Raw genomic sequence first — 21,155 nt, forward strand, 5'->3', positions numbered from 1 at the left:
ATATGACTAGTCATGAAATTTTAAATGACTAGTCATATAGGAAGAGACCATGAACAATTCACTGCCAGCCAACTTTTTATGGGGTAACTCGGTGTCCAGCATGCAGACGGAAGGGGCCTGGAACGAGGGTGGGAAAGGAATGTCGGTGTATGACATTCGCGAAGCCGGGGAAAACATCTCCGACTGGAAAGTGGCGACCGACTCCTACCATCGCTATCGGGAAGATTTCGATCTGATGCAGGATCTGGGCATGAACTGCTACCGCTTTCAGATTTCATGGAGCCGCGTCTGCCCGCAGGGCGACGGCGATTTTAACGACGAGGGCATCGCGTTTTACGACCGTTTTATCGACGATCTCATCGCACGCGGCATCGAGCCAATGGTTTGTCTCTACCACTTCGATATGCCGCTGGCGCTGGCGCAGGAGTACAACGGCTTCAATGACCGCCGCGTAATGGACGCCTTTATCCGCTACGGTAAAAAGATGATCGACTGCTATGGCGACCGTGTGAAGTACTGGCTGACCTTCAACGAGCAGAACATCTTCCATATGCCGGAAGCGTTTCGTATTTCGGGCTATATGAAAGGCGAGCAAACCCTGCGCGAGCTGTACGAGCTGCAGCACCATACGATGGTGGCGCACATGGCGCTGACCGAGTATCTGCACCAGACCAAACCGGGCCAGCTGATGGGCGGCATGCTGGCACACCAGCTCATCTACCCGGCCACCTGCAAACCGCGCGATATCTTCTGCGCCCAGCAGTATGACGAATTCCTCAACCAGAACTTGCTGCGCGTCTTCGCCGGGCAGGGCTACAGTCCGGCGGTGATGGCGGTGGTAGAACAAGAGGGCTTTGGTGATATCTACCGCGCCGAGGATTTAGCGCTGCTGGCGCGCACCAGAAATGACTATATGGCCTTCAGCTACTACGCCAGCAAAACGCTGGACAGCGATGCGATCCCGGAAGGCACGCCGGTGAACTATTACCTGCTTCACTGCGAGAAAAATAACCCGTACCTGAAGGCCACCGAGTGGAACTGGCAGATCGATCCGCTGGGCTTTCGCACCATCATCACCCGCTACGCCAACGACTGGCGGATGCCGGTCTTCCCGATTGAGAACGGCATTGGGGTGATTGAATCCTGGGACGGCGTGAACCCGATTGATGACACCTACCGCATTGACTACCACCGGGCGCATATCGATGCCATGAAGGAGGCGATGTTCGAGGACGGGGCGGAGGTCATTGGCTACCTTGGCTGGGGCTTAATCGACATTCTGAGTTCCCAGGGCGACATGCGTAAACGCTATGGCGTGGTCTATGTCAACCGGGAAAACCACGACCTGAAAGACCTGAAGCGCGTGCCGAAGAAAAGCTACGCGTGGTTAAAACAGGTTATCCATACCAACGGACGCGAGATGTAAGCCGTACGCTGCCGGGCCGTTTTTGTGACTGATTGATGGGAACTATCCGCTATGTCTGAAACAAAAATAACACCGCACATGCAGTCTTTTGTCGATAAATTTGTTGAGTTCTCGGCGCGCCTGGCAAACCAGGTGCATCTGCGCTCCCTGCGCGACGCCTTCGCCACGGTGATGCCGATTTTCATCCTCGCCGGTCTGGCGGTGCTGGTGAACAACGTGGTGTTTCCGTGGATTTTTCACGGTGACACGCTGGCACACTTCAAAGTGTGGGGCGAGGCGATTATCAACGGCACGCTGAACATCGCCGCGCTGCTGCTGGCCCCGATGATTGCCTGGTCGCTGGCGCGCAACAAAGATTTCGACAATCCGGTCTCGGCAGTGGTTATCGCCGTCAGCAGCTTCATCATCATGATGCCGATGCGCCTGCAGATTACGCCCGTCGGCAGCGATGCCGCGGTGAACGTCACCCAGGTGCTGACGTTCGCCAATATTGGCTCAACCGGGATTTTCGCCGGGGTGCTGATCGGGCTGCTTTCAACAGAAGTGTTTATCGCCATCTCGCGGCTGAAGGCGCTGCACATTTCCCTCGGGGAAAACGTGCCGCCGGCGGTGAGCAAATCCTTTACCGCGCTGATCCCAACTATCCTCACGCTCTCCCTGTTCGCAGTGCTGGCGGCCATACTGGCAAACGTGCTGCACACGGACCTGATCCATCTTATTACGACCTTTATCCAGAAGCCCCTGCGGCTGATCAACACCAGCCTGCCGGGGACAATTTTCATCTACAGCTTTGGTAACTTTCTGTTCACGCTGGGTATTCACCAGTCGGTGGTGAACAGCGTGGTGCTGGAGCCGTTCCTGCTGATTAACACCAACGAGAACATGCTGGCCTTCGCCAACGGTCAGCCCATCCCGCATATCATCAATAACATCTTCGTGCCGACGTTTGGCATGGTGGGCGGCACGGGCAGCACGATATCGCTGCTGATCGCCATCTTTATCTTCTCCCGACAAAAATCGGCGAAGCAGGTGGCGCGTCTGTCGCTGGCGCCCGGCTTATTCAACATCAACGAGCCGGTGATCTTCGGCCTGCCGATTGTCTTTAACCTGCCGCTGATGATCCCGTTTGTGCTGCTGCCCGCCATTGGTATTTACTTCGCCTGGCTCTGTACTACGATGGGGCTAATGTCGCGCTGCGTGGTGATGATCCCGTGGACCACGCCGCCAATTCTGAGCGCCTGGCTGGCAACGGCGGGGGACTGGCGGGCGGTGGTGGTGCAGTTGGCAATCATTGTATTTGGTGTATTCTTCTACCTGCCTTTCCTCAAGATTGCCGAGCGAGTGGCGTTGAAAAACAGCGGGATAGAAAACTAACAGAAAGGAAGGACGATGGCGGCGAAGTACATCACCATAGCGCGGGAAATTAAGAAACGCATTATCAGCCAGCAGTACGCCGCCAATGAACCGCTGCCGGACCAGTTTGCGCTGGCGGCGGAGTTCAGCACCAGCCGAATGACCATTCAGCAGGCCATGCGCCAGCTGATTGTCGAAGGGCTGGTCTACACCCGTCAGGGGCAGGGAACGTTCATCCGAAAAAATTTCCTCCAGCTCTCGCAGTGGGATCTCTCCGGCAGCGACTACTTTGGCGCCACCAAAACCTGGGAGCATCTTGGAACGGTGACCAGCCAGGTGGTGCATTTCGAACTGCGCTTCCCGAACGAGAAAGAGCAGGCGTCGCTGATGATTAACGCCGATGCGCCGATCTATGACTTTATTCGTCTGCGTTTGCTGAACGGCGAGCCGATGTCGCTGGATTCCACGGTGATGCCGCTGAATCTGGTGCCCGGCCTGAACAAAAGCCATCTTGAAAGCTCGGTGTTCCGTTACGTGCAGGAGACTCTGGGGCTGAAAATAATGGGCTCGTATCGCGTCGTGCGCGCGTTAAAACCAAATGCGCTGGATATGCAGCACTTAATCTGTGAACAGACGGACCCGGTGCTGGAGGTGGAGCAGGTGATCTATCTTGAAGATGGCACGCCGCTGGAGTATGCCCACTGTCACTATCGCTACGACCACGGCGGGATTGTCATCGTGAACAACGGATAAAAAAAAGCGGGCAACGAGGCCCGCTTTTTTATTCGCTTTGTTATCAGTTCAGACGCACTGGCATACCAGAACGGTTCTGGATCGCCTGGTCAACCACGGTCGTTTCCACGTCAGCCTGAGAGGTCACGGACTGCACCGCGCTGGTCAGGTTGATTGGCACGATTTCGTTGTTGTTGATCTGATCTTCGCTGGTGGACAGCGGGTTGTGCACTTCGATGTAACGGCTGCCATCTGGCTCAGAGGTCGCTTTCACCGGTTCGTTGATGAACTGCACGCGGGTACCGACCGGCACGTTTTCGAACAGGAACTTGATGTCGTCGTTACGCAGACGCACGCAGCCGTGGCTTACGCGCAGGCCGATACCGAAGTTGGCGTTAGTGCCGTGGATAGCGTACAGGCGGCCAATGTACAGCGCGTACAGACCCATTGGGTTATCCGGGCCTGCCGGAACTACGGCTGGCAGCGGTTCGCCCGCAGCAATGTATTCCGCGTGCATTTTCGCGGTTGGGGTCCAGGTTGGGCCCGCTTTCTTACGCTCAACTTTAGTGGTCCAGTTCAGCGGGGTATCTTTACCCAGCTGGCCGATACCGATTGGCAGCACGATAACGGTGTTAGTGCCTTTCGGGTAGTAATACAGACGCATTTCGGCGCTGTTGATTACGATACCTTCATGAACAGTATCCGGCAGGATCAGCTGCTGAGGGATGTTCAGCACGGTACCTGCTTTTGGCAGATACGGGTCAACGCCCGGGTTTGCTTCGAGCATGTTAGACAGACCGAGCTGGTATTCAGCGGCAAAATATTCCAGCGGCTGAGCGTTGCCTTCCGGCACAATCACCACCTGGTTTTGCCCAACCAGACGGCTACCGTCTGTCGGCAGGGGATACGTCACCGCAGAAGCGGTCTTGCAAAAACCTACTACGGCTAACGCTGCCGCAAAAAGCGTTGTCAATTTCATGTTCATGTTGTGCGAGGTATCTAAGCCATTCAGGCGATGAGTTGATAAGTCTGAATCTGTGATGGGAGCGCATTATATGTGCATTCCCGCTAACAGGGAATTCAGATGTGTACGAAATCACATTTTTTTCGATTTTGTTAAAGTTTAGTGGATTGCCGCAACACGGGATCTCAATTCGGAATTGTGGCATAATGCCGTGTTTATCACACTTTTCGCAGGAATCTCCCCGTGTTAGTTACCAGCAACGTCACTATGCAGTTTGGCAGTAAGCCGCTGTTCGAAAACATTTCCGTCAAATTTGGCGGCGGCAACCGTTACGGCCTGATTGGTGCCAACGGTAGCGGAAAATCCACCTTTATGAAAATCCTCGGCGGTGACTTAGAACCGACGCTCGGCAATGTGTCGCTCGACCCTAACGAGCGTATCGGTAAGCTGCGTCAGGATCAGTTCGCCTTCGAAGAGTTCACCGTGCTCGACACCGTGATCATGGGGCACGCGGAGCTGTGGGAAGTGAAGCAGGAGCGCGATCGCATTTATGCGCTGGCCGAAATGAGCGAAGAAGACGGCTATAAAGTGGCCGATCTGGAAACGCAGTACGGCGAGATGGACGGGTACTCTGCGGAAGCGCGCGCGGGCGAGCTGCTGCTGGGCGTAGGCATTCCCGTTGAACAGCATTACGGCCCGATGAGCGAAGTTGCGCCAGGCTGGAAGCTGCGTGTGCTGCTGGCACAGGCGCTGTTCTCTAACCCGGACATCCTGCTGCTCGACGAACCGACGAACAACCTGGACATCGACACCATCCGCTGGCTGGAGCAGACGCTGAACGACCGCGACAGCACCATGATCATCATCTCGCACGACCGTCACTTCCTGAACATGGTCTGTACGCACATGGCGGATCTGGACTACGGCGAGCTGCGCGTCTACCCGGGCAACTACGACGAATACATGACGGCGGCCACCCAGGCGCGTGAACGTCTGCTGGCGGATAACGCCAAGAAGAAAGCGCAGATTGCTGACCTGCAGTCCTTCGTCAGCCGCTTTAGCGCCAACGCCTCTAAGTCGCGTCAGGCGACCTCGCGTGCGCGTCAGATCGACAAAATCAAGCTGGACGAAGTCAAAGCCTCCAGCCGTCAGAACCCGTTCATCCGCTTCGAGCAGGACAAGAAGCTGTTCCGTAACGCGCTGGAAGTGGAAGCCCTGGCAAAAGGCTTTGAGAACGGCCCGCTGTTTAAAAAATTCAACCTGCTGCTGGAAGTGGGTGAGAAGATTGCCATTCTGGGCGCCAACGGCGTGGGTAAATCCACCATGCTGAAAACCCTGGTGGGTGAACTGCAGCCGGACAACGGCACCGTGAAGTGGTCCGAAAACGCGCAGATTGGCTACTACGCGCAGGACCATGAATACGAGTTCGAAAACGACCTCACCGTCTTCGACTGGATGAGCCAGTGGAAGCAGGAAGGCGACGACGAGCAGGCGGTGCGCAGCATCCTGGGCCGTCTGCTGTTCAGCCAGGACGACATCAAAAAGCCGGCTAAAGTACTTTCCGGTGGTGAAAAAGGCCGCATGCTGTTCGGCAAGCTGATGATGGAAAAACCAAACATCCTGGTGATGGACGAACCGACCAACCACCTGGATATGGAATCCATTGAATCGCTGAACATGGCGCTGGAGATGTACCAGGGCACTCTGATCTTCGTCTCTCACGACCGTGAGTTCGTCAGCTCGCTGGCGACCCGCGTGATTGAAATTACGCCAGAGCGCGTGGTGGACTTCACCGGAAACTACGAAGACTACCTGCGCAGTAAAGGTATCGACGGCTAAAAAAAAGCCCGGTGGCGCTTAGCTTACCGGGCCTACGTTCTATTCCCTCTCCCCGTGGGAGAGGGTTAGGGTGAGGGCATCAGGCCGCACTACATCACCCACTCACTCACTTCAATCCCGTTCACCAGCAGCTTACGTTTTTCCCCCGCCGGTAACGACACCTTCAGCGCTTTCCACGCCGGACGGTAATCCCCGCGCGCGTTCACCTTCAGGTTGATGGCTGCGCCGTCGCACACCATTTCCCATTCCACCCACAGCGCATTGCCGTTCTGATATCCCCAGCTTTCGCCGTCGTCTTCAAATAGCATCCCGGTGGTTGTCCCGACGCCCTTCAGTGGGAACAGTTTCAGCTCGCGGGTATCGTCTTTTTCTGCGGATACGTGGGTGATACGCTCGCTGAGCGGCAGGCCGGCACCGGCGCGTACCAGCAGCGGCAGTTTTTCCAGCGGCGCATCGAGAACAATCGACTGGCCGCCCGCATACCACGCGTGGGTGTAAAAATCGTACCAGCCGGTGGCGTTATCCGGCAGCCAGACGCGGCGCTCGCGCTGCCCGGCTTCGACGACGCTGGCCACCAGCAGGTCTCGGCCCAGCAGGAAGTCATCGCACTCCTCAAACGTCTGCGCATCGTGCTCGTGATCGAGGAAGGTCGGGCGCAGCATCGGCTCGTCGTCGGCGTGCGCCTGCCAGAGCAGGGTGTAGAGGTACGGCAGCAGGCGGTAGCGCAGCTCCACCGCGCCGCGAATGGCTGGCGTGACGCCCGGGTACATCCACGGTTCGTTCACGGTGTGGTCATCGTTCCACGAGTGAATGGTAAAGCGCGGATGCATCACGCCGTTCTGCACCCAGCGCACGAACAGCTCGGCGTCCGGCTTATCGCCGGAGAAACCACCGACGTCGTGACCGACGTTGAACAGCCCGGACAGGCTCATGCCCAGCCCCATGCGGATGTTATAGCGCAGGGTGTCCCAGCTGGTGCGGTTGTCGCCGCTCCAGGTCTGAACGTAGCGCTGCATCCCGGCGCAGCCGGAGCGGGAAATCAGGTACGGACGCTTTTCCGGCGCGAAACGCTGCTGCGCTTCAAGCGAGGCGCGCATCATCAGCAGCGGCATCACCGGGCGAATGTGCTTGATGGCGATCTCCTTGCCGAAGCCAAAGCAGCGCGCTTCCCCGTCCCACACTTCGTATTCGTTGTTGTCGTTCCAGGTGGAATCGATACCCATCTCCAGCAGCTGCGTGGTGACGCCGTTCTGCCACCACTGCACCGTCTTAGGGTTGGTAAAATCGAGGTGAGAGCCTTCGTCATCCCAGAAGCTGGAACGTTCCGGCGCATCGGTTTCTGAATCGCGAATGAACAGGCCGCTTTCCGCCACTTCGTTATAGCGCGGATGATCCTGCAGCAGGCACGGCTTGATGTTGGCCGCAAGCTTCAGCCCCGCGTCGTGGAATGCCTGGCTCATCACCTTCGGCTGCGGCACCTTGTCATGGTTCCAGTTAAAGACGTAGCGCTTGCCGTTGATGGAGGTATAACCGGAGGAGAGCTGGAACGAGTCGCACGGAATGGCGTGCTCTTCGCACAGGCGGATGAAGTTCATCAGCTGGTTTTGCGCGTCCGGCGCGTCGGTGTAGTGCATGGTCGAGCCGCTGTAGCCCAGGCTCCACTTCGGTCCGAACAGCGTTTTTCCGGTCAGGCGCACGAAGGCTTTGGTGACGTCCAGCACGCGTTTGCCGGTAAAGATGTAGTAATCGATATCGCCCGCTTCCGCCTGCCAGCGGCGGTAGGCGGTGTGGTAGTTGTCGATCTCGTTACCCAGATCCAGCCAGCAGCTGCTCAGGTTGTCGTAGAACAGGCCGTAGCTGACGTCATCGCGGCGGGTGAGGGTGAACGGAATGTGCTTGTAGAGCGGGTCGGTGCTGGCCGCGTTGTACCCCATTGCGTCGAGGTTGCGCATCTCGTAGCGTTTGCCGTTGCGCTGCAGATCGCCTGCTTTCTCGCCCAGGCCATAAAAACGCTCGTCCTTACGACGGCTCAGGTAATGCGCAACGCCGTCGCCGTGGGCGTTCAGCAGGTAGGCGCTGGTTGGACGGTCGTTGACCAGTGGCAGCCACTCGCCCGCCTCATTGCGGTAGTGCCACTCCAGCCACAGCGGCTGGTGGACGGTCACGCGCAGCCGTTCGGTTGCCACGGTTAGCGCCTCACCCTGCTGCGTTAGCGTCCAGGCCGGGCAGGTGAAACCGCTTAAATCGTCGCGGCGGCGACCTTCCCACGGCACGTCTTTTTCCGGCGCGATGCTCCAGGTGCGGTCCAGCGCCAGCTCGCCTTTGCGTTTGATCAGCACGCGGAACAGGTTCTCTTCCAGCACGTACAGGCACAGGCGGTGCTGGTTATCGACCAGCAGTTCCAGATGGTTTGCTGACTGCTTATCTACGGTCCAGTTTTTCAGGGTTTTCATATGCAATACATCCACTATCAGGCGCGCTTGGCGCGACGTTCAGCAATAAATGCTACCAGGAAGACAGCGCCAATCAGGTCAAAGAAGCCCATGGCAATAAAGAGCGGGTTAAAGCCGATTTTGTCGGCGGTCACACCGATTAACAGCGAGAACAGGAAGCTGGCGATCCACGCCGCCGAGCCGCGCATGCCGTTGACGGTCGCCATCTGGCCTTTGTCGAACGACTCCACGACCAGGGCGCTCAGCATGCAGGAGATGATCTGGTGCCCGAAGCCGCCGATGGAGATCAGCACGATGGTGATATATGGGTCGCGGGTGATGGCCACGATGCCCAGAGAGATCATCAGGAATGCGCCCGTCACGGAGCTGGCAACGACCGAGTTAACGCGGGAGCAGCCGAACAGACGGGTGTACAGACGCGTCAGGTAGCCACTCGCCACGCTGCCGAGATCGGCGGCGAGGAACGGCAGCCAGGCAAACATCGCAATCTGCTTCAGATCCATGCCGTGCTCTTTGGCGAGGTACAGTGGCACCCAGAAGCTCAGCACCGCCCAGGCCGGTTCCGCCATAAAGGCCGGGATGGCGATACCGTAGAAGCGTTTGTTTTTCGAAACGGTTTTCAGCGCGGTCAGGAAGGGCAGTCTCACCGCAGGCGGTTCGTTATCCTGCTTGATAAACGCCAGCTCGTCCTTGCTCAGGTTCGGGTGCTGCTCCGGGTTGTGGTAGAACGCCCACCAGAGTATCACCCACAGCAGCGCCAGCACGCCGGTAAACATAAACGCGCCCTGCCAACCGAACGAGGCGTGAGCAAAGTAGATGATAGGCGGGGCCAGCATCGCGCCGATGGAGAAGCCCACGCCCGCCCAGCCGGCGGCAACGGGACGTTCTGATTTCGGGAACCATTCGCCGATGGTTTTGGCGTTCGCCGGGGTAGCGGCGGCCTCAGAGGCACCCATAAAGAAGCGCAGAATCGCCAGGTGCAGCCAGCTTCCGGCGCCCGCATGGAAAATACACATCAACGCCCAGATCCCGGCGCAGACCATAAAGCCAATCTTCAGGCCGATAACGTCAATCAGCCAGCCGCACAGGGGCTGGAAAATGGTGTAGGCGATCTGGAACGCGCCGACGATCCAGGAGTATTGCTCGGTGGTGATGCCGAGGCTCTCTTTCAGTTCCGGGGCGAGGATCCCGAGCGAGTTTCGGGTGATGTAGTTAACGGTGACGCCAAGTAAGAACAGCACCAGCACGTACCAGCGCAGGTTCTTGATGACGCGACGGGTTTTGCTTGTCGCAACGGTGTTATTGATGTCCTGACTCATTTTACTCTCCACAAGACGGACGGTAAGGGGACGGAGGTTCAGGTGTCACACGGATTGTTATGGCTTTGATTTCTATCCGTTTAAACTGCTTAAGTTGGTATACAACTAGTATGGAAGTTGTGTGACAAGTTCACCTTAAGGGAGAAAATGAGCAGGCAATAGTGGATTTTGTGCAAAATTTCTCATAACTGACGAAATGCCTCTGGCATGATGGTGTTTATGTCAGTTATTGCCTGACCAATACGCTATGAAAAATTTTTCATTTCGCAAATGGAGCCAGATCACAAAATGGACAAAAGGCTAAAAATCACCGAAATCGCCGCCCGTACACAGCTCTCCATCAGCACCGTGTCGCGGGTGCTGGCGGGGAAAGCGAATACCAGTGAAAAGGCGCGCGCAAAGGTGCTGGCATGCGCCCGAGAGCTGGGCGTGATGGAAGGTATGGCGGCGGGGCGGTTGCTGCTCAATAGCCTGGTGGTTTTTGCCCCCCAACGCGCCTTCGACGAGCGGTCCGACATCTTTTACTACCGTGTGATCCAGAGCGTGAGTAAAGGCCTGGCGTCCCACGATGTGCGACTTCGCTACTGCGCGCTGGAAGAGAACGATAGCGACGCGCAGCTGTTTCTGGCGCGCATGAATGAAGCGGACACCCAGGCGGCGATTCTGCTCGGTATTGACGATCCGCACATTCACGATCTGGCGGTGGACGTGGGGAAACCCTGCATGCTGATTAACTGCCGGGACCGCCACATGCGTTTGCCTGCCGTTGCGCCGGATCATCGCGCCATTGGCGAGCGGGCGGCGGAGTACCTGTTCGAGATGGGGCACCGTGAGGTGATGAACGTGCTGTGCCTGCGTCGCTACACCATGGAGCTGCGCCTGTCGGGGATCCGCGATGCGTGGCAGAGCCATAACCTCAAGTTCAACGATAAACGCGATCTGCTGGTGGTGCCCAGCTTCAGCTCGCGTGAAACGGAACAGATGGTCAGCGAGTGGCTTAACCAGCAGAAGGGAAAAGACCTGCCGACGGCGTTTCTGGTCGGCGGCGACTTTATGGCGGCGGGCACCATTAGCGCATTACAAAACCACGGCCTGCGCGTGCCGCAGGACGTGTCGGTGATGAGCATTGACGGGTTTAACCTGGCGGCGATTCAGGATGTGCCATTAACGGCGGTGCATGTTCCCCGCGATGAGCTGGGAACCGAAGCGGTGCATATGCTCCAGCAGCGGCTGATGCGCCCGGACGCGCCGGTGGGGACGTTACTGCTTAACGGTACGTTGACCGTTCGGGATTCGGTACGGCGGATACGTCAGGGGAAACGACGCACCGCCGTGGAGCGGGAAGGGCTGTACGACAGTTAGACCATGCCCAGCGCGCGCTTGCCGTGGATATTGAGATCGTTCACGGTAAAGCGGTCCTGCCAGCTCTTTTCATAATCCTCGCGCGGGAAATCTCCCGGCGACGCACCGGTTTCCAGCGCTTCCTTGACCTTTTTCGCGTAGGCGAGATTTTTCTCGCACATCGGCGCGGCAGGGATGTACATCACGTTGCCCCAGCCCTGCTGATTCTCCACCGGCGCGACGGAGTGGATCACATCGCAGTGCCACCACACGGAATCGCCCGCTTCGAGTGCCGGAATGCTGGTCAGCGCCTCGATGAGCAGCGGGTGCCACTTCTCGGAAATCGGCAGCACGCGTCCCGGCGCCACGCCGCACAGCTCGTCCTCCGGCACGTCGTCCAGCAGCGGACGCAGCAGAATATAGGCCATCGCTTCCGGGATCGGCACTACGTGCAGCAGCCCCTGACCGGGGATCATGTCCGACAGCGCCGTCCAGCCCTGGAAGGTGCGGAACACCGAGCATTTGGTGGTGTTATCGACGGTGTACTCTTCCACTTCGGTACGGTGCGCGGCGTTCCACGGATCGTACTTATCGACGTTGCCGTCAAACACGCGGGCGAACACCTGTTGATAAGCCGGAAGCAGCCAGCGCTCCAGCGCGCCGGAGTCGGTATGCGCGCCCAGTCCTTTCGAGGTGGTTCCCGGCGGACGGCGGCGGATACGGTCCGGGTAAATCACGCTTACGTCCGGGTCGAACCACTGCTTGCCGTTGCTCTCGAATGTCCATAAACGGTTCAGGAACGACTGCACCTGCGCCATCTCTTCGCTCTGGCGCGCCTGCATTTGCGCCTGAGACCAGTAAATCGGGTAAATCTCCGGACGAGAGGCCGTTAAGGTGCCGAAGAAGTTATCGCCTGGTCCTTTGTACACGTCGTCAAACGTGTTGAGATCGAGGTAGTCGAGCATCGACTGATCCCATGCCAGCGCCTGCTCGCGCGGGAAATGACCTTTAATCACCGCGCAGCCACGGCGTTTAACGGCCTCGCGCTGAGCGTCGGTGAGGGTGCCGTTTTTCACATCCGCGAACGGGATCACCGGCCAGACGGTTTCGCCTTTGTTCTTAAGGGCGTTGATTTCCGCCACGCGGGTGGCAATTTTATCGCTGAGCTTATTAAACACCGCCTGCACGTCGCCGATCTGCGCGCGTAACTCACGTTTTAACTGACGGATTGCCGCTTTGTGATCCGCTGGCAAAGTTTCACTGGTAAAGGTCATAACTGCCTCGCATCTTTCATTCGAAAGTGAAAATGTCTACAAGTGATACTTTAAGTTAAAATTAAGTTAATGCAAGTTTAAAAACTTGACGCAAGCCACAGGACGGAAAAAGAGTGAGAGGCCGGAGCAAGGCTCCGGCGAGGAGAGGATCAGGCGTCGAACGGGGAGTGGTTGTCGAGCACGGCCTGAATGACGTTCAGCGCGCCCTGATGGTTGTTGTCGTCGGTGCTGTAGCGGCTGATTTCTTTGATGCTTTCTGCCGCGTTGCCCATTGCAAAGGAATATTTCACCAGCTTTAGCATCTCGGCATCGTTGCCGCTGTCGCCAATGCCCACGCACTCCTGCGGTGAGATTTTCCAGCGTTTCAGCAGGCGGCTGATGCCGTTGGCTTTGTGCAGGCCGGGGATAATTAAATCCACAAAGCCAAAGCCGCTGGTGACCGGCTTCATGATGCCGTCCAGGGAGACGTGAAGTTTATCCACCAGACTAGGAATATCGCTGTCCGGCAGGTTCAGGGAGAACTTAAACAGCACGTCGTCAATTTCGCGGTAATCGCTGATGCGCTTTAAGCGGTGATAGTGCTTTGACATCAGCGCCACGAACGCTTCAGGAGCCTGGTCGCTGACGTAGGCACTCTCCAGCCCGCAGGCCACGAAGTTCAACCCTTTGTCTTTCAGCAGTTCGCCAATGACGATTTGTGATTCATGACGCGTCAGTTCGCCGTGGAAAATCTGTTCCCCGTGATCGAACACCAGCGCGCCGTTTTCCGCCACGAAGGAGATCCGATCTTTCAGCTCCGGGAAGAAGGAGATGAGCTGGTAATACTGGTTGCCGCTGGCGACAACGAATTCAATGTCGCGGGTGTTAAGCTGTTCAAACTGTGCCTGGAAGCGGTCACGATCGTACTGCTTGGCATCATCAAGGAAAGTTCCGTCCATATCGGTGACGATAACTTTAACGGTCATACTGTGCTCCTGGGTCACTGCGTTTTGAAACATTCTAATAACAAGGTGACGGGGAGCACAAATTTAATTTCATTCGAAAGTCAAAGCAAAGCGGCAACCGAAGTTGCCGCTTTTAGTGTTTTCTCCCTCTCCCCGTGGGAGAGGGGATGCACCGTTACAGCGTATGCTCAGTACGGGCAATAATATCGTCCTGCGCATCCGGCGACAGGGCGGTGAAGAACGCCGAGTAGCCCGCCACGCGCACCACCAGATCACGATACTGGTCAGGATGTTTCTTCGCTTCCAGCAGCGTATCGCGGGAAACAATGTTGTACTGAATATGCCAGCCTTTGTGCACCTCGAAGAAGGTGCGCAGCAGCACCATCAGCTTCTGTCGATCGCTGTCGTTTTCCAGCGTCGACGGGTTCAGCTTCTGGTTAAGCAGCACGCCGCCGAGAATCGCCTCGGTAGGCAGTTTACCGACTGAGCCAATCACCGCCGTCGGGCCGAGGTGGTCCGTACCGGAGGCCGGGCTTGCCCCTTCCGCCAGCGGGGTGTGCGCTTTGCGTCCGTCCGGCGTCGCCATCGTCGCTGCACCAAACGGCACGTTTGCGGAGATAGAAGAGGTGCCCGCGTAGTAGTTACCGCCAATCGGGCCACGGCCGTAGCGCGGGTTGTGGTACTGCTTCAGCTCTTCAATGTAGGTCTGATAGGCACGCGTCAGCAGCATATCCACGCTGTCGTCGTCGTTGCCGTACTTCGGCGCGCCGTTGATCAGACGCTGGCGCAGCTGCTCGTGAGTCAGCCCCTCGAAGTCATCCGCCAGCGCGGCCGCCAGCTGCTGTTGACCGATAGTGCCCTGCTCGAATACCAGCTTTTTCACCGCCGCCAGGCTGTTGCCGAGGTTGGCGATGCCCACCTGCAGGCCGGAGACCCAGTCATACTTCGCGCCGCCCTGCTTGATGCTTTTCGCACGCTCGATGCAGTCGTCCACCAGCGCCGAGCAGAGAATATCGTGGACGTTCTCTTCCAGCATGGTGTCCACCACGTACTCAATCTCGATGGATTTACGGGTGAAGTAGCGGATCTGGCTGTCCCACGCCGCCATCACCTCCTCGAAGTTGTCGAAGTTACCGGCAGAGAGGGCTTTCTCCTGCGGGAGGAACACCTTGCCGCTGGTGGCATCGCGCCCGCCTTCCATCGCCGCCAGCATCACGCGTGCGAAGTTGATAAAGCTCATGCCGGTGCAGCGGTAGCCCCATTTGCCGCCGACTGCGGTTTCGATGCAGCCGATGGCCGCGTAGTCGTAGGCGTCGTCTCGTTCAACGCCGAGCTTGATGAATTCCGGAATGACGATTTCATCGTTGTTAAAGGCCGGCATGCCGAAGCCGCAGCGGATCACCTGCACGCAGGCGTCGAGGAAGTCGTTGCTCATGCCCGCGTGGTAACGCACGCTCAGGTTTGGCTGGGTGGAGCGCAGGCGACCGCAGGATTCCAGAATCGCGTAGGAGAGCGGGTTGACCGCGTCCATCGGCTCGCCGTTGACCAGCTTCTGGCCACCGATGGTGACGTTCTGGTACAGCGGGCTGCCGGCGGAGGCTTTAGAGTGCGAGCCGGAGCGGATCTTGTTCACTTCCAGCAGCTTCAGCCAGCAGCTGTGCAGCAGCTCAATGGCGTGCTCGCGGTCGAGGCTCTGGTCAAGCTCCACGTCGCGACGGTAGTACGGATAAAGATACTGGTCCATACGCGCGAAGGAGACGGAGTGGCCGTTGGACTCAATCTGCAGGATCAGCTGAATGAAGTAGCACAGCTGCAGCGCCTGCCAGAAGGTTTTTGGCGGCTCGTGGGCGATTACGTCACAGTTTTCCGCCATTGCCAGCAGCTCGTCGCGGCGGCTTACGCGGGTTTCGGTAGCGGCCATTTCACGCGCCAGTTCGGCAAAGCGTTTGATGTGCAGGCTCACCGCCTCCAGCACGATATCAACCGCTTTCAGGAACTGGTCGCCGTGCAGGTCTTCCAGCACCGTCAGGTTGATGCGTGAGCGGCGCTCGGCCACTTTGGCGCGCAGGCCGTCGAGACCTTTCTCCAGCACCAGTGGGAAGTTCACCGCCAGGTGCGCGTCGCCGGAGGTCATGTTGCCTTCGGCTTTGATAATGCCGGTTTCCAGCAGGCCTTTCTGTTCGTCGGTGAACATGCCGTAGCAGCGATCCTGCACCGTCTGGCCGCGCCACCACGGGCAGATGTCATGCAGGACGCGCTTGTTCTCTTCGCTCACCGCAAAGCCAGCGCCCGGGCGATCCGCCAGATCGTCGATCTCTTTCTCAATCCAGGAGACGGTGTATTCCGGGAAGATCGGCGCGGCGCGCACTTCGCTTGCCTGGTTACCGATGATCAGCTCGTCGTGCTTGATCCAGATGGTGCGCTCGGCCAGGTGATGCGCCAGCGCCAGGGCGCGACGCACCGGGATCGGCTTGTCCATATGCTGCTGATACATTTCAGTGTAATGCTGCGCGCGCTCGGTACAGACCGGCGGCTTGACGATATGCACCAGCGCCATTTTGTGCGCCTTGATGCGTTCGCTGAGGGTGTTGAGATTCAGGGTCGTCATAGGTTTATCCTCGTAAGGTCGCGGTTAACCCTTTCTGGCAGGCGTACTGCTGCGCGAAGTCCAGCAGGGCAGGGTTATCCAGCGGTTTGTCAGGGGCAGAGTAGGGTTGGCCGAGCAGGGTGTATTTGTTCATGCCCAGCGTGTGGTACGGCAGAAAATGAATATCCTCGACGCCGAGCTCGTCGGCAGCGAAATTGGTAATGGCGGTAACAGACGCTTCATCGGCGTTAAAGCCCTGGATCAGCGGCACGCGGATGGTGATTTTTTTCCCGGCCGCGGCAAGGCGTTTCAGGTTGTCCAGGATCCGCTTAGCCGAACCGTCCGTCCACTGCTTGAACACCTCACCGTCGACGTGCTTCAGGTCGGCGAGGAACAGATCGACGTAGGGTAAAGAGGGCTCGATATAGTGCCACGGTACGTGAAGACAGGTTTCGACGGCGGTATGGATCCCCTGGAGGTGGCTGGCTTTAAACAGCGCGTGCGCCAGCTCCGGGTTCATAAACGGCTCACCGCCGGAGAGGGTGATGCCGCCGCCGCTGCGGTCGTAAAAAGGCTTATCGCGCAGTACGGTCGCCATGATCTCCTCGACCTGCTGTTCTTCACCACAGACGGTCAGCGCCTGCGTCGGGCAGCAGTCGGTGAGGGCATTAAGCGTCTCGTCGTCAAGCTTCTCACGATGGATGACCATCCCGTTCAGCGCACGTTCGATACAGCCCGGAGCCACCTGCTGGCACAGGTCGCAGCCGTCCAGGCACAGGCGCGCATCAAACAGCACGTCCCGGCTGCGGGAGCGGCTTTCCGGGTTCTGGCACCAGCGACAGCCCAGCGAGCAGCCTTTCAGGAACACCACGGTTCGAATGCCGGGGCCATCGTGGGTAGAGTAACGCTGAATATTGAAGATCATGATTTCACCTCTCATCTTGCATATGAAGATTAAATTACTTTCGAATGAAAGTTATCTTGATGCAGGTCAACTCTTGAGCAGGTTTTGTCGTGATAGGGTAAGTGCAGGCTAATTTTGAGGGTGACATCATGGAACTTTATCTCGACACATCTGACGTTGCGGCAGTCAAAAAGCTGGCGCGTATCTTCCCGCTGGCGGGCGTGACCACCAACCCAAGCATTGTGGCAGCCGGTAAAACGCCGCTCGATGTGCTGCTGCCTGAACTGCACGACGCGCTGGGCGGTAAAGGCCGTCTGTTCGCGCAGGTGATGGCGACTACCGCTGAAGGGATGGTGGAGGACGCGCGCAAGCTCCGCGCCATCATTAATGACCTTGTGGTGAAAGTGCCGGTGACCGCAGAAGGGCTGGCGGCAATCAAGATGCTGAAAGCGGAAGGGATCCCGACGCTGGGTACGGCGGTTTACGGCGCCGCGCAGGGAATGCTCTCCGCGCTGGCGGGGGCAGACTATGTCGCACCTTACGTTAACCGCGTGGACGCGCAGGGCGGGGACGGGATCCAGACCGTAGTGGAATTACAGCAACTGTTGACGCTGCACGCCCCGCAGTCAAAAGTGCTTGCCGCGAGCTTCAAAACGCCGCGTCAGGCGCTGGACTGCCTGCTGGCAGGCTGCGAGTCCATCACGCTGCCGCTGGACGTGGCGCAGCAGTTTATTACTTCTCCGGCCGTTGATGCGGCGATTGTGAAGTTTGAGCAGGACTGGCAGGGGGCGTTTGGACGGACGTCTATCTGACGGGTTTGCCGGGTGGCGCTGGCGCTTACCCGGCCTACGTTCGGGCCGCTGTAGGTCGGGTAAGGCGAAGCCGCCACCCGACTTTTTTACTGGCTACAAACCTCACACCCCGGGTTACGCATCAGCTTCATCTCGCGGAACTGGCAGGTCATCGCGTCATACATGACGATTTTCCCCGCGGCAGGCGTGCCGTAGTGTGCCAGCACTTTGATCGCTTCCATCGCCTGCAGTGAGCCAATCACGCCGACGAGCGGCGCCATCACGCCCGCCTCAACGCAGGTCAGCGCATTCTCGCCGAACAGGCGGCTCAGGCAGCGGTAGCAGGGTTCACCTTCCGCGTACGTGAAGACGCTGATTTGCCCCTCCATGCGGATCGCCGCACCGGAGACCAGCGGAGTTTTGTGGGCAAAACAGCCTGCGTTTAGCTGGTTACGGACGGCGACGTTGTCGGTGCAGTCCAGTACCAGGTCATGCTGTGCAATCTGCGCGGACAGCGCCTCGTCATCCAGCATCGCGTCAATGAGGGTAAACTGAACGTTGGGGTTGATGCGGGCCAGCGCAACCCCGGCGGATCCCACCTTCGGCTGGCCAATGGTCGCGTCGCTGTGCAGCGTCTGGCGCTGCAGGTTGGACACCGATACGGTATCGAAATCCAGCAGTGTCATCCTGCCCACGCCTGCCGCCGCAAGGTACTGCGCGGCCGCGCAGCCCAGACCGCCCAGGCCGACCACCAGCACGCTGGCCGCCTTGAGCGCTTCCTGGCCCTCGAAATCAAACCCGCGCAGGATAATCTGGCGGTTATAGCGCAGCATCTCCGGGTCGCTCAGCTCCACCGTCATGTCAGCCTCCGAACAGGTGGTTAAAGCGCTCGATCTCAACCCATTCGCCTGCTTCCACATTGCCGCGCTCGCGCTCCAGCACGATAAAGCAGTTGCCCTGGCTGAAGGAGCTGAAAATGTGCGAGCCCTGGTGCCCGGTGGTGCTCACTTCGAGCTCACCGTCCGCGTTGCGCGCCAGAATGCCACGCTGGAAATCGAGACGGCCCGGTGTTTTTTTCAGGCGCGTGGCGGCACGCACGCGCAGGCGTTCCGGCAGTGGATTAGCCTTGTTGCCGGAAAGCTTCGCCAGCAGCGGGATCACCAGCTGGTAGAAGGTGAGTGCCGCAGAGACCGGGTTACCCGGCAGGCCGCAGAACCAGCTATGCGCGAGCTTGCCAAAGGCGAACGGTTTGCCCGGCTTGATAGCCAGCTTCCAGAAGGCGATTTCGCCCAGCTCTTCAAGGATGGTTTTGGTGTAATCCGCTTCACCCACAGAGACGCCGCCAGAGCTGATGACCACGTCGGCTGCGTTATCCGCCTCGATAAACGCGGCGCGCAGTTTTTCCGGATCGTCAGGAATGATGCCGAGATTAATTACGTCGCAGCCCAGCTGCTCCAGCATCAGGTGTACCGCCAGGCGGTTGGTGTCGTAAATCTGGCCGTCCTGCAGCGGCTGGCCCGGAAGCTGCAGCTCGTCGCCAGTGGAGAAAACGGCAACGCGCACTTTACGGATAACGTCGATTTCAGCAACGCCGAGCGACGCCAGCACCGGCAGCTCACCTACCGTTAGCTTCTGTCCGGCAGAAAAGACCGTTGCGCCAAGGGTGATATCTTCGCCCGTGCGGCGAATGTTCTGGCCCGCTTTAACGTTCGCGGTAAAACGCACGCCGTCGTCGGTCTGTTCGGTCTCTTCCTGCATCACCACGGCGTCGCAGCCAGCCGGAACGGGCGCACCGGTCATGATGCGCACGCAGGTACCCGCAGGCCATTCACCGCTAAACGGCTGACCCGCAAAGGCTTTACCCGCCACCGGCAGGGCGTTACCCGTCTGGAGATCCGCCAGGCGCACCGCGTAACCGTCCATCGCGGAGTTATCAAACCCCGGCACGTTAAGCGGAGAGACAATATCGCGCGCGGCAATACGGCCAAAACAGCGCACAAGCGGCAGCGTTTCAACCTCATGCAGTGGGGTAATGCGGCCAAGCATCTGCGTGAGTGCCGTCTCAAGCGGCATCAGTCCGGCGGTAAAATCCATGGTGGGCTCCTGCGGAGTAACAACGAAAACGCCCATTATGGCAGAAAAGTGCGGCTAACTGTATGACCCGATGGGTGTACGCTTTACATCACAGTTGCGTCTTTCTATATTCAAAAATCATCTGAAGTTTCATCGACGATAATGATATTTATAGAAAAAGCCGCAAATCAGGCTAACGGGTGATGCGAAATGGTTAATGCGGTAATCGCAATTCATGGTGGCGCCGGGGCAATCACCCGTGCACAGCTCAGTCCCGAGCAGGAAAAGCGCTATATTGACGCGCTATACGCCATTGTGGAAACAGGCCAGCGGATGCTGGAGGCGGGCGAGAGCGCGCTGGATGTGGTCACCGAGGCGGTGCGCCTGCTGGAAGAGTGCCCGTTGTTTAACGCGGGGATCGGTTCGGTCTTTACCCGGGATGAAACGCACGAGCTGGATGCCTGCGTGATGGACGGTATTACCCTGAAAGCGGGTGCCGTGGCAGGCGTCAGTCGTCTGCGCAACCCGGTGCTGGCGGCGCGTCTGGTGATGGAAGCGAGTCCGCACGTCCTGTTGACGGGCGAAGGGGCGGAGACGTTTGCCTTCGAACACGGAATGGAGTCGGTATCGCCCGATCTTTTTTCCACGGAGGAGCGCTATCAGCAGCTGCTGGACGCGCGTACGGCAGGCAAGACGCAGCTTGACCATGCTGCGCCGCTGGATGAAACCACCAAAATGGGCACGGTCGGCGCAGTCGCGCTCGATAAAGCCGGAAACCTCGCGGCGGCAACGTCAACGGGCGGGATGACCAACAAGCTGCCGGGGCGCGTCGGCGACAGCCCGCTGCCCGGCGCAGGGTGCTATGCCAACAACGCCACGGCCGCCGTGTCCTGTACCGGAACCGGCGAAGTGTTTATTCGTGCTCTCGCGGCCTATGACATCACCGCGCTGATGGATTATGGCGGATTAAGCCTGAGCGAGGCCTGCGAGCGCGTGGTAATGGAAAAACTGCCCGCGCTTGGCGGCGTCGGCGGGTTGATTGCGGTGGATCATGAGGGCAACGTGGCCCTGCCGTTTAACAGCGAAGGGATGTACCGCGCCTGGGGCTACGCCGGTGATGAGCCCAGTACGGGGATCTATCGTGAATAAGGGGGC

16 protein-coding genes are annotated in these 21,155 nt (G+C 58.4%); 7 read left to right on the plus strand and 9 right to left on the minus strand.

The genetic code is table 11. The features are described 5' to 3' along the window. The first annotated feature begins 49 nt into the window (after positions 1–49). From ACOQH0_RS07155 to ACOQH0_RS07165, 3 genes are read left to right on the plus strand one after another with little or no spacing between them, the layout of a single operon-like run. Positions 50–1,426 (plus strand): glycoside hydrolase family 1 protein, encoded by a 1,377-nt coding sequence (locus ACOQH0_RS07155; protein ID WP_420985594.1) that lies wholly within the window; start codon positions 50–52, stop codon positions 1,424–1,426. A 51-nt stretch (positions 1,427–1,477) separates the two neighbouring features. Further along, complete coding sequence (locus ACOQH0_RS07160) at positions 1,478–2,800, plus strand: PTS sugar transporter subunit IIC (protein ID WP_421511863.1); 1,323 nt, start codon at positions 1,478–1,480, stop codon at positions 2,798–2,800. Positions 2,801–2,815: 15 nt separating this feature from the next. After that, a complete protein-coding gene (locus tag ACOQH0_RS07165) occupies positions 2,816–3,532 on the plus strand; it encodes a GntR family transcriptional regulator (RefSeq protein ID WP_010428962.1) in 717 nt (238 codons plus the stop codon). Between the two features lie 43 nt (positions 3,533–3,575). On the opposite strand, the gene ldtB is transcribed toward ACOQH0_RS07165, so the two are convergent. Further along, positions 3,576–4,496, minus strand: coding sequence for a L,D-transpeptidase (ldtB, locus tag ACOQH0_RS07170; RefSeq protein WP_010428965.1), 921 nt, complete (start codon positions 4,494–4,496; stop codon positions 3,576–3,578). A gap of 222 nt (positions 4,497–4,718) precedes the next feature. Between ldtB and ACOQH0_RS07175 the strand changes: the two genes are divergently transcribed. After that, positions 4,719–6,314: an ABC-F family ATPase gene (locus ACOQH0_RS07175; RefSeq protein WP_010428967.1), complete on the plus strand. Its 1,596-nt coding sequence runs from the start codon at positions 4,719–4,721 to the stop codon at positions 6,312–6,314. 89 nt (positions 6,315–6,403) lie between these two features. Here the strand turns inward: ACOQH0_RS07175 and ACOQH0_RS07180 are convergent, their stop codons facing one another. Continuing rightward, positions 6,404–8,767, minus strand: a complete 2,364-nt coding sequence (locus tag ACOQH0_RS07180) for a TIM-barrel domain-containing protein (protein WP_421511864.1) — start codon at positions 8,765–8,767, stop codon at positions 6,404–6,406. Between the two features lie 17 nt (positions 8,768–8,784). After that, positions 8,785–10,086 (minus strand): MFS transporter, encoded by a 1,302-nt coding sequence (locus tag ACOQH0_RS07185; protein WP_023335029.1) that lies wholly within the window; start codon positions 10,084–10,086, stop codon positions 8,785–8,787. Positions 10,087–10,374: 288 nt separating this feature from the next. Here ACOQH0_RS07185 and ACOQH0_RS07190 point away from each other — a divergent pair, with 288 nt between their 5' ends. After that, on the plus strand, positions 10,375–11,448 hold the full coding sequence (locus ACOQH0_RS07190; protein ID WP_421511865.1) for a LacI family DNA-binding transcriptional regulator: 1,074 nt from the start codon (positions 10,375–10,377) through the stop codon (positions 11,446–11,448). Here ACOQH0_RS07190 and ACOQH0_RS07195 read toward each other — a convergent pair. The 4 genes from ACOQH0_RS07195 to ACOQH0_RS07210 form a co-directional block, all read right to left on the minus strand. Next, on the minus strand, positions 11,445–12,701 hold the full coding sequence (locus ACOQH0_RS07195; RefSeq protein WP_214605468.1) for a DUF1479 domain-containing protein: 1,257 nt from the start codon (positions 12,699–12,701) through the stop codon (positions 11,445–11,447). The genes ACOQH0_RS07190 and ACOQH0_RS07195 overlap by 4 nt on opposite strands. Positions 12,702–12,850: 149 nt before the next feature. Continuing rightward, positions 12,851–13,666 carry a Cof-type HAD-IIB family hydrolase gene (locus tag ACOQH0_RS07200; protein WP_421511866.1) on the minus strand — a complete coding sequence of 272 codons (816 nt, stop codon included), beginning with the start codon at positions 13,664–13,666 and terminating at the stop codon, positions 12,851–12,853. Between the two features lie 154 nt (positions 13,667–13,820). Further along, complete coding sequence (locus ACOQH0_RS07205; protein WP_421511867.1) at positions 13,821–16,253, minus strand: formate C-acetyltransferase/glycerol dehydratase family glycyl radical enzyme; 2,433 nt, start codon at positions 16,251–16,253, stop codon at positions 13,821–13,823. A gap of 4 nt (positions 16,254–16,257) precedes the next feature. Then, positions 16,258–17,157 (minus strand): glycyl-radical enzyme activating protein, encoded by a 900-nt coding sequence (locus tag ACOQH0_RS07210; RefSeq protein ID WP_421511868.1) that lies wholly within the window; start codon positions 17,155–17,157, stop codon positions 16,258–16,260. A 128-nt stretch (positions 17,158–17,285) separates the two neighbouring features. Here ACOQH0_RS07210 and fsa point away from each other — a divergent pair, with 128 nt between their 5' ends. Then, positions 17,286–17,948 carry a fructose-6-phosphate aldolase gene (gene fsa, locus ACOQH0_RS07215; RefSeq protein ID WP_215230814.1) on the plus strand — a complete coding sequence of 221 codons (663 nt, stop codon included), beginning with the start codon at positions 17,286–17,288 and terminating at the stop codon, positions 17,946–17,948. An 86-nt stretch (positions 17,949–18,034) separates the two neighbouring features. Here the strand turns inward: fsa and moeB are convergent, their stop codons facing one another. Together moeB and moeA are read right to left on the minus strand one after the other, a co-directional pair. After that, positions 18,035–18,787 carry a molybdopterin-synthase adenylyltransferase MoeB gene (gene moeB, locus ACOQH0_RS07220; RefSeq protein WP_421511869.1) on the minus strand — a complete coding sequence of 251 codons (753 nt, stop codon included), beginning with the start codon at positions 18,785–18,787 and terminating at the stop codon, positions 18,035–18,037. A 1-nt stretch (position 18,788) separates the two neighbouring features. Next, on the minus strand, positions 18,789–20,021 hold the full coding sequence (moeA, locus tag ACOQH0_RS07225) for a molybdopterin molybdotransferase MoeA (RefSeq protein WP_420986090.1): 1,233 nt from the start codon (positions 20,019–20,021) through the stop codon (positions 18,789–18,791). A 189-nt stretch (positions 20,022–20,210) separates the two neighbouring features. Here moeA and iaaA point away from each other — a divergent pair, with 189 nt between their 5' ends. After that, complete coding sequence (gene iaaA / locus ACOQH0_RS07230; RefSeq protein ID WP_421511870.1) at positions 20,211–21,149, plus strand: beta-aspartyl-peptidase; 939 nt, start codon at positions 20,211–20,213, stop codon at positions 21,147–21,149. Positions 21,150–21,155: the final 6 nt, after the last annotated feature.

It is taken from the genome of Enterobacter sp. JS8-1 (genome assembly GCF_049187015.1).
In the GTDB taxonomy this organism is placed as follows: Bacteria; Pseudomonadota; Gammaproteobacteria; order Enterobacterales; family Enterobacteriaceae; genus Enterobacter; species Enterobacter mori.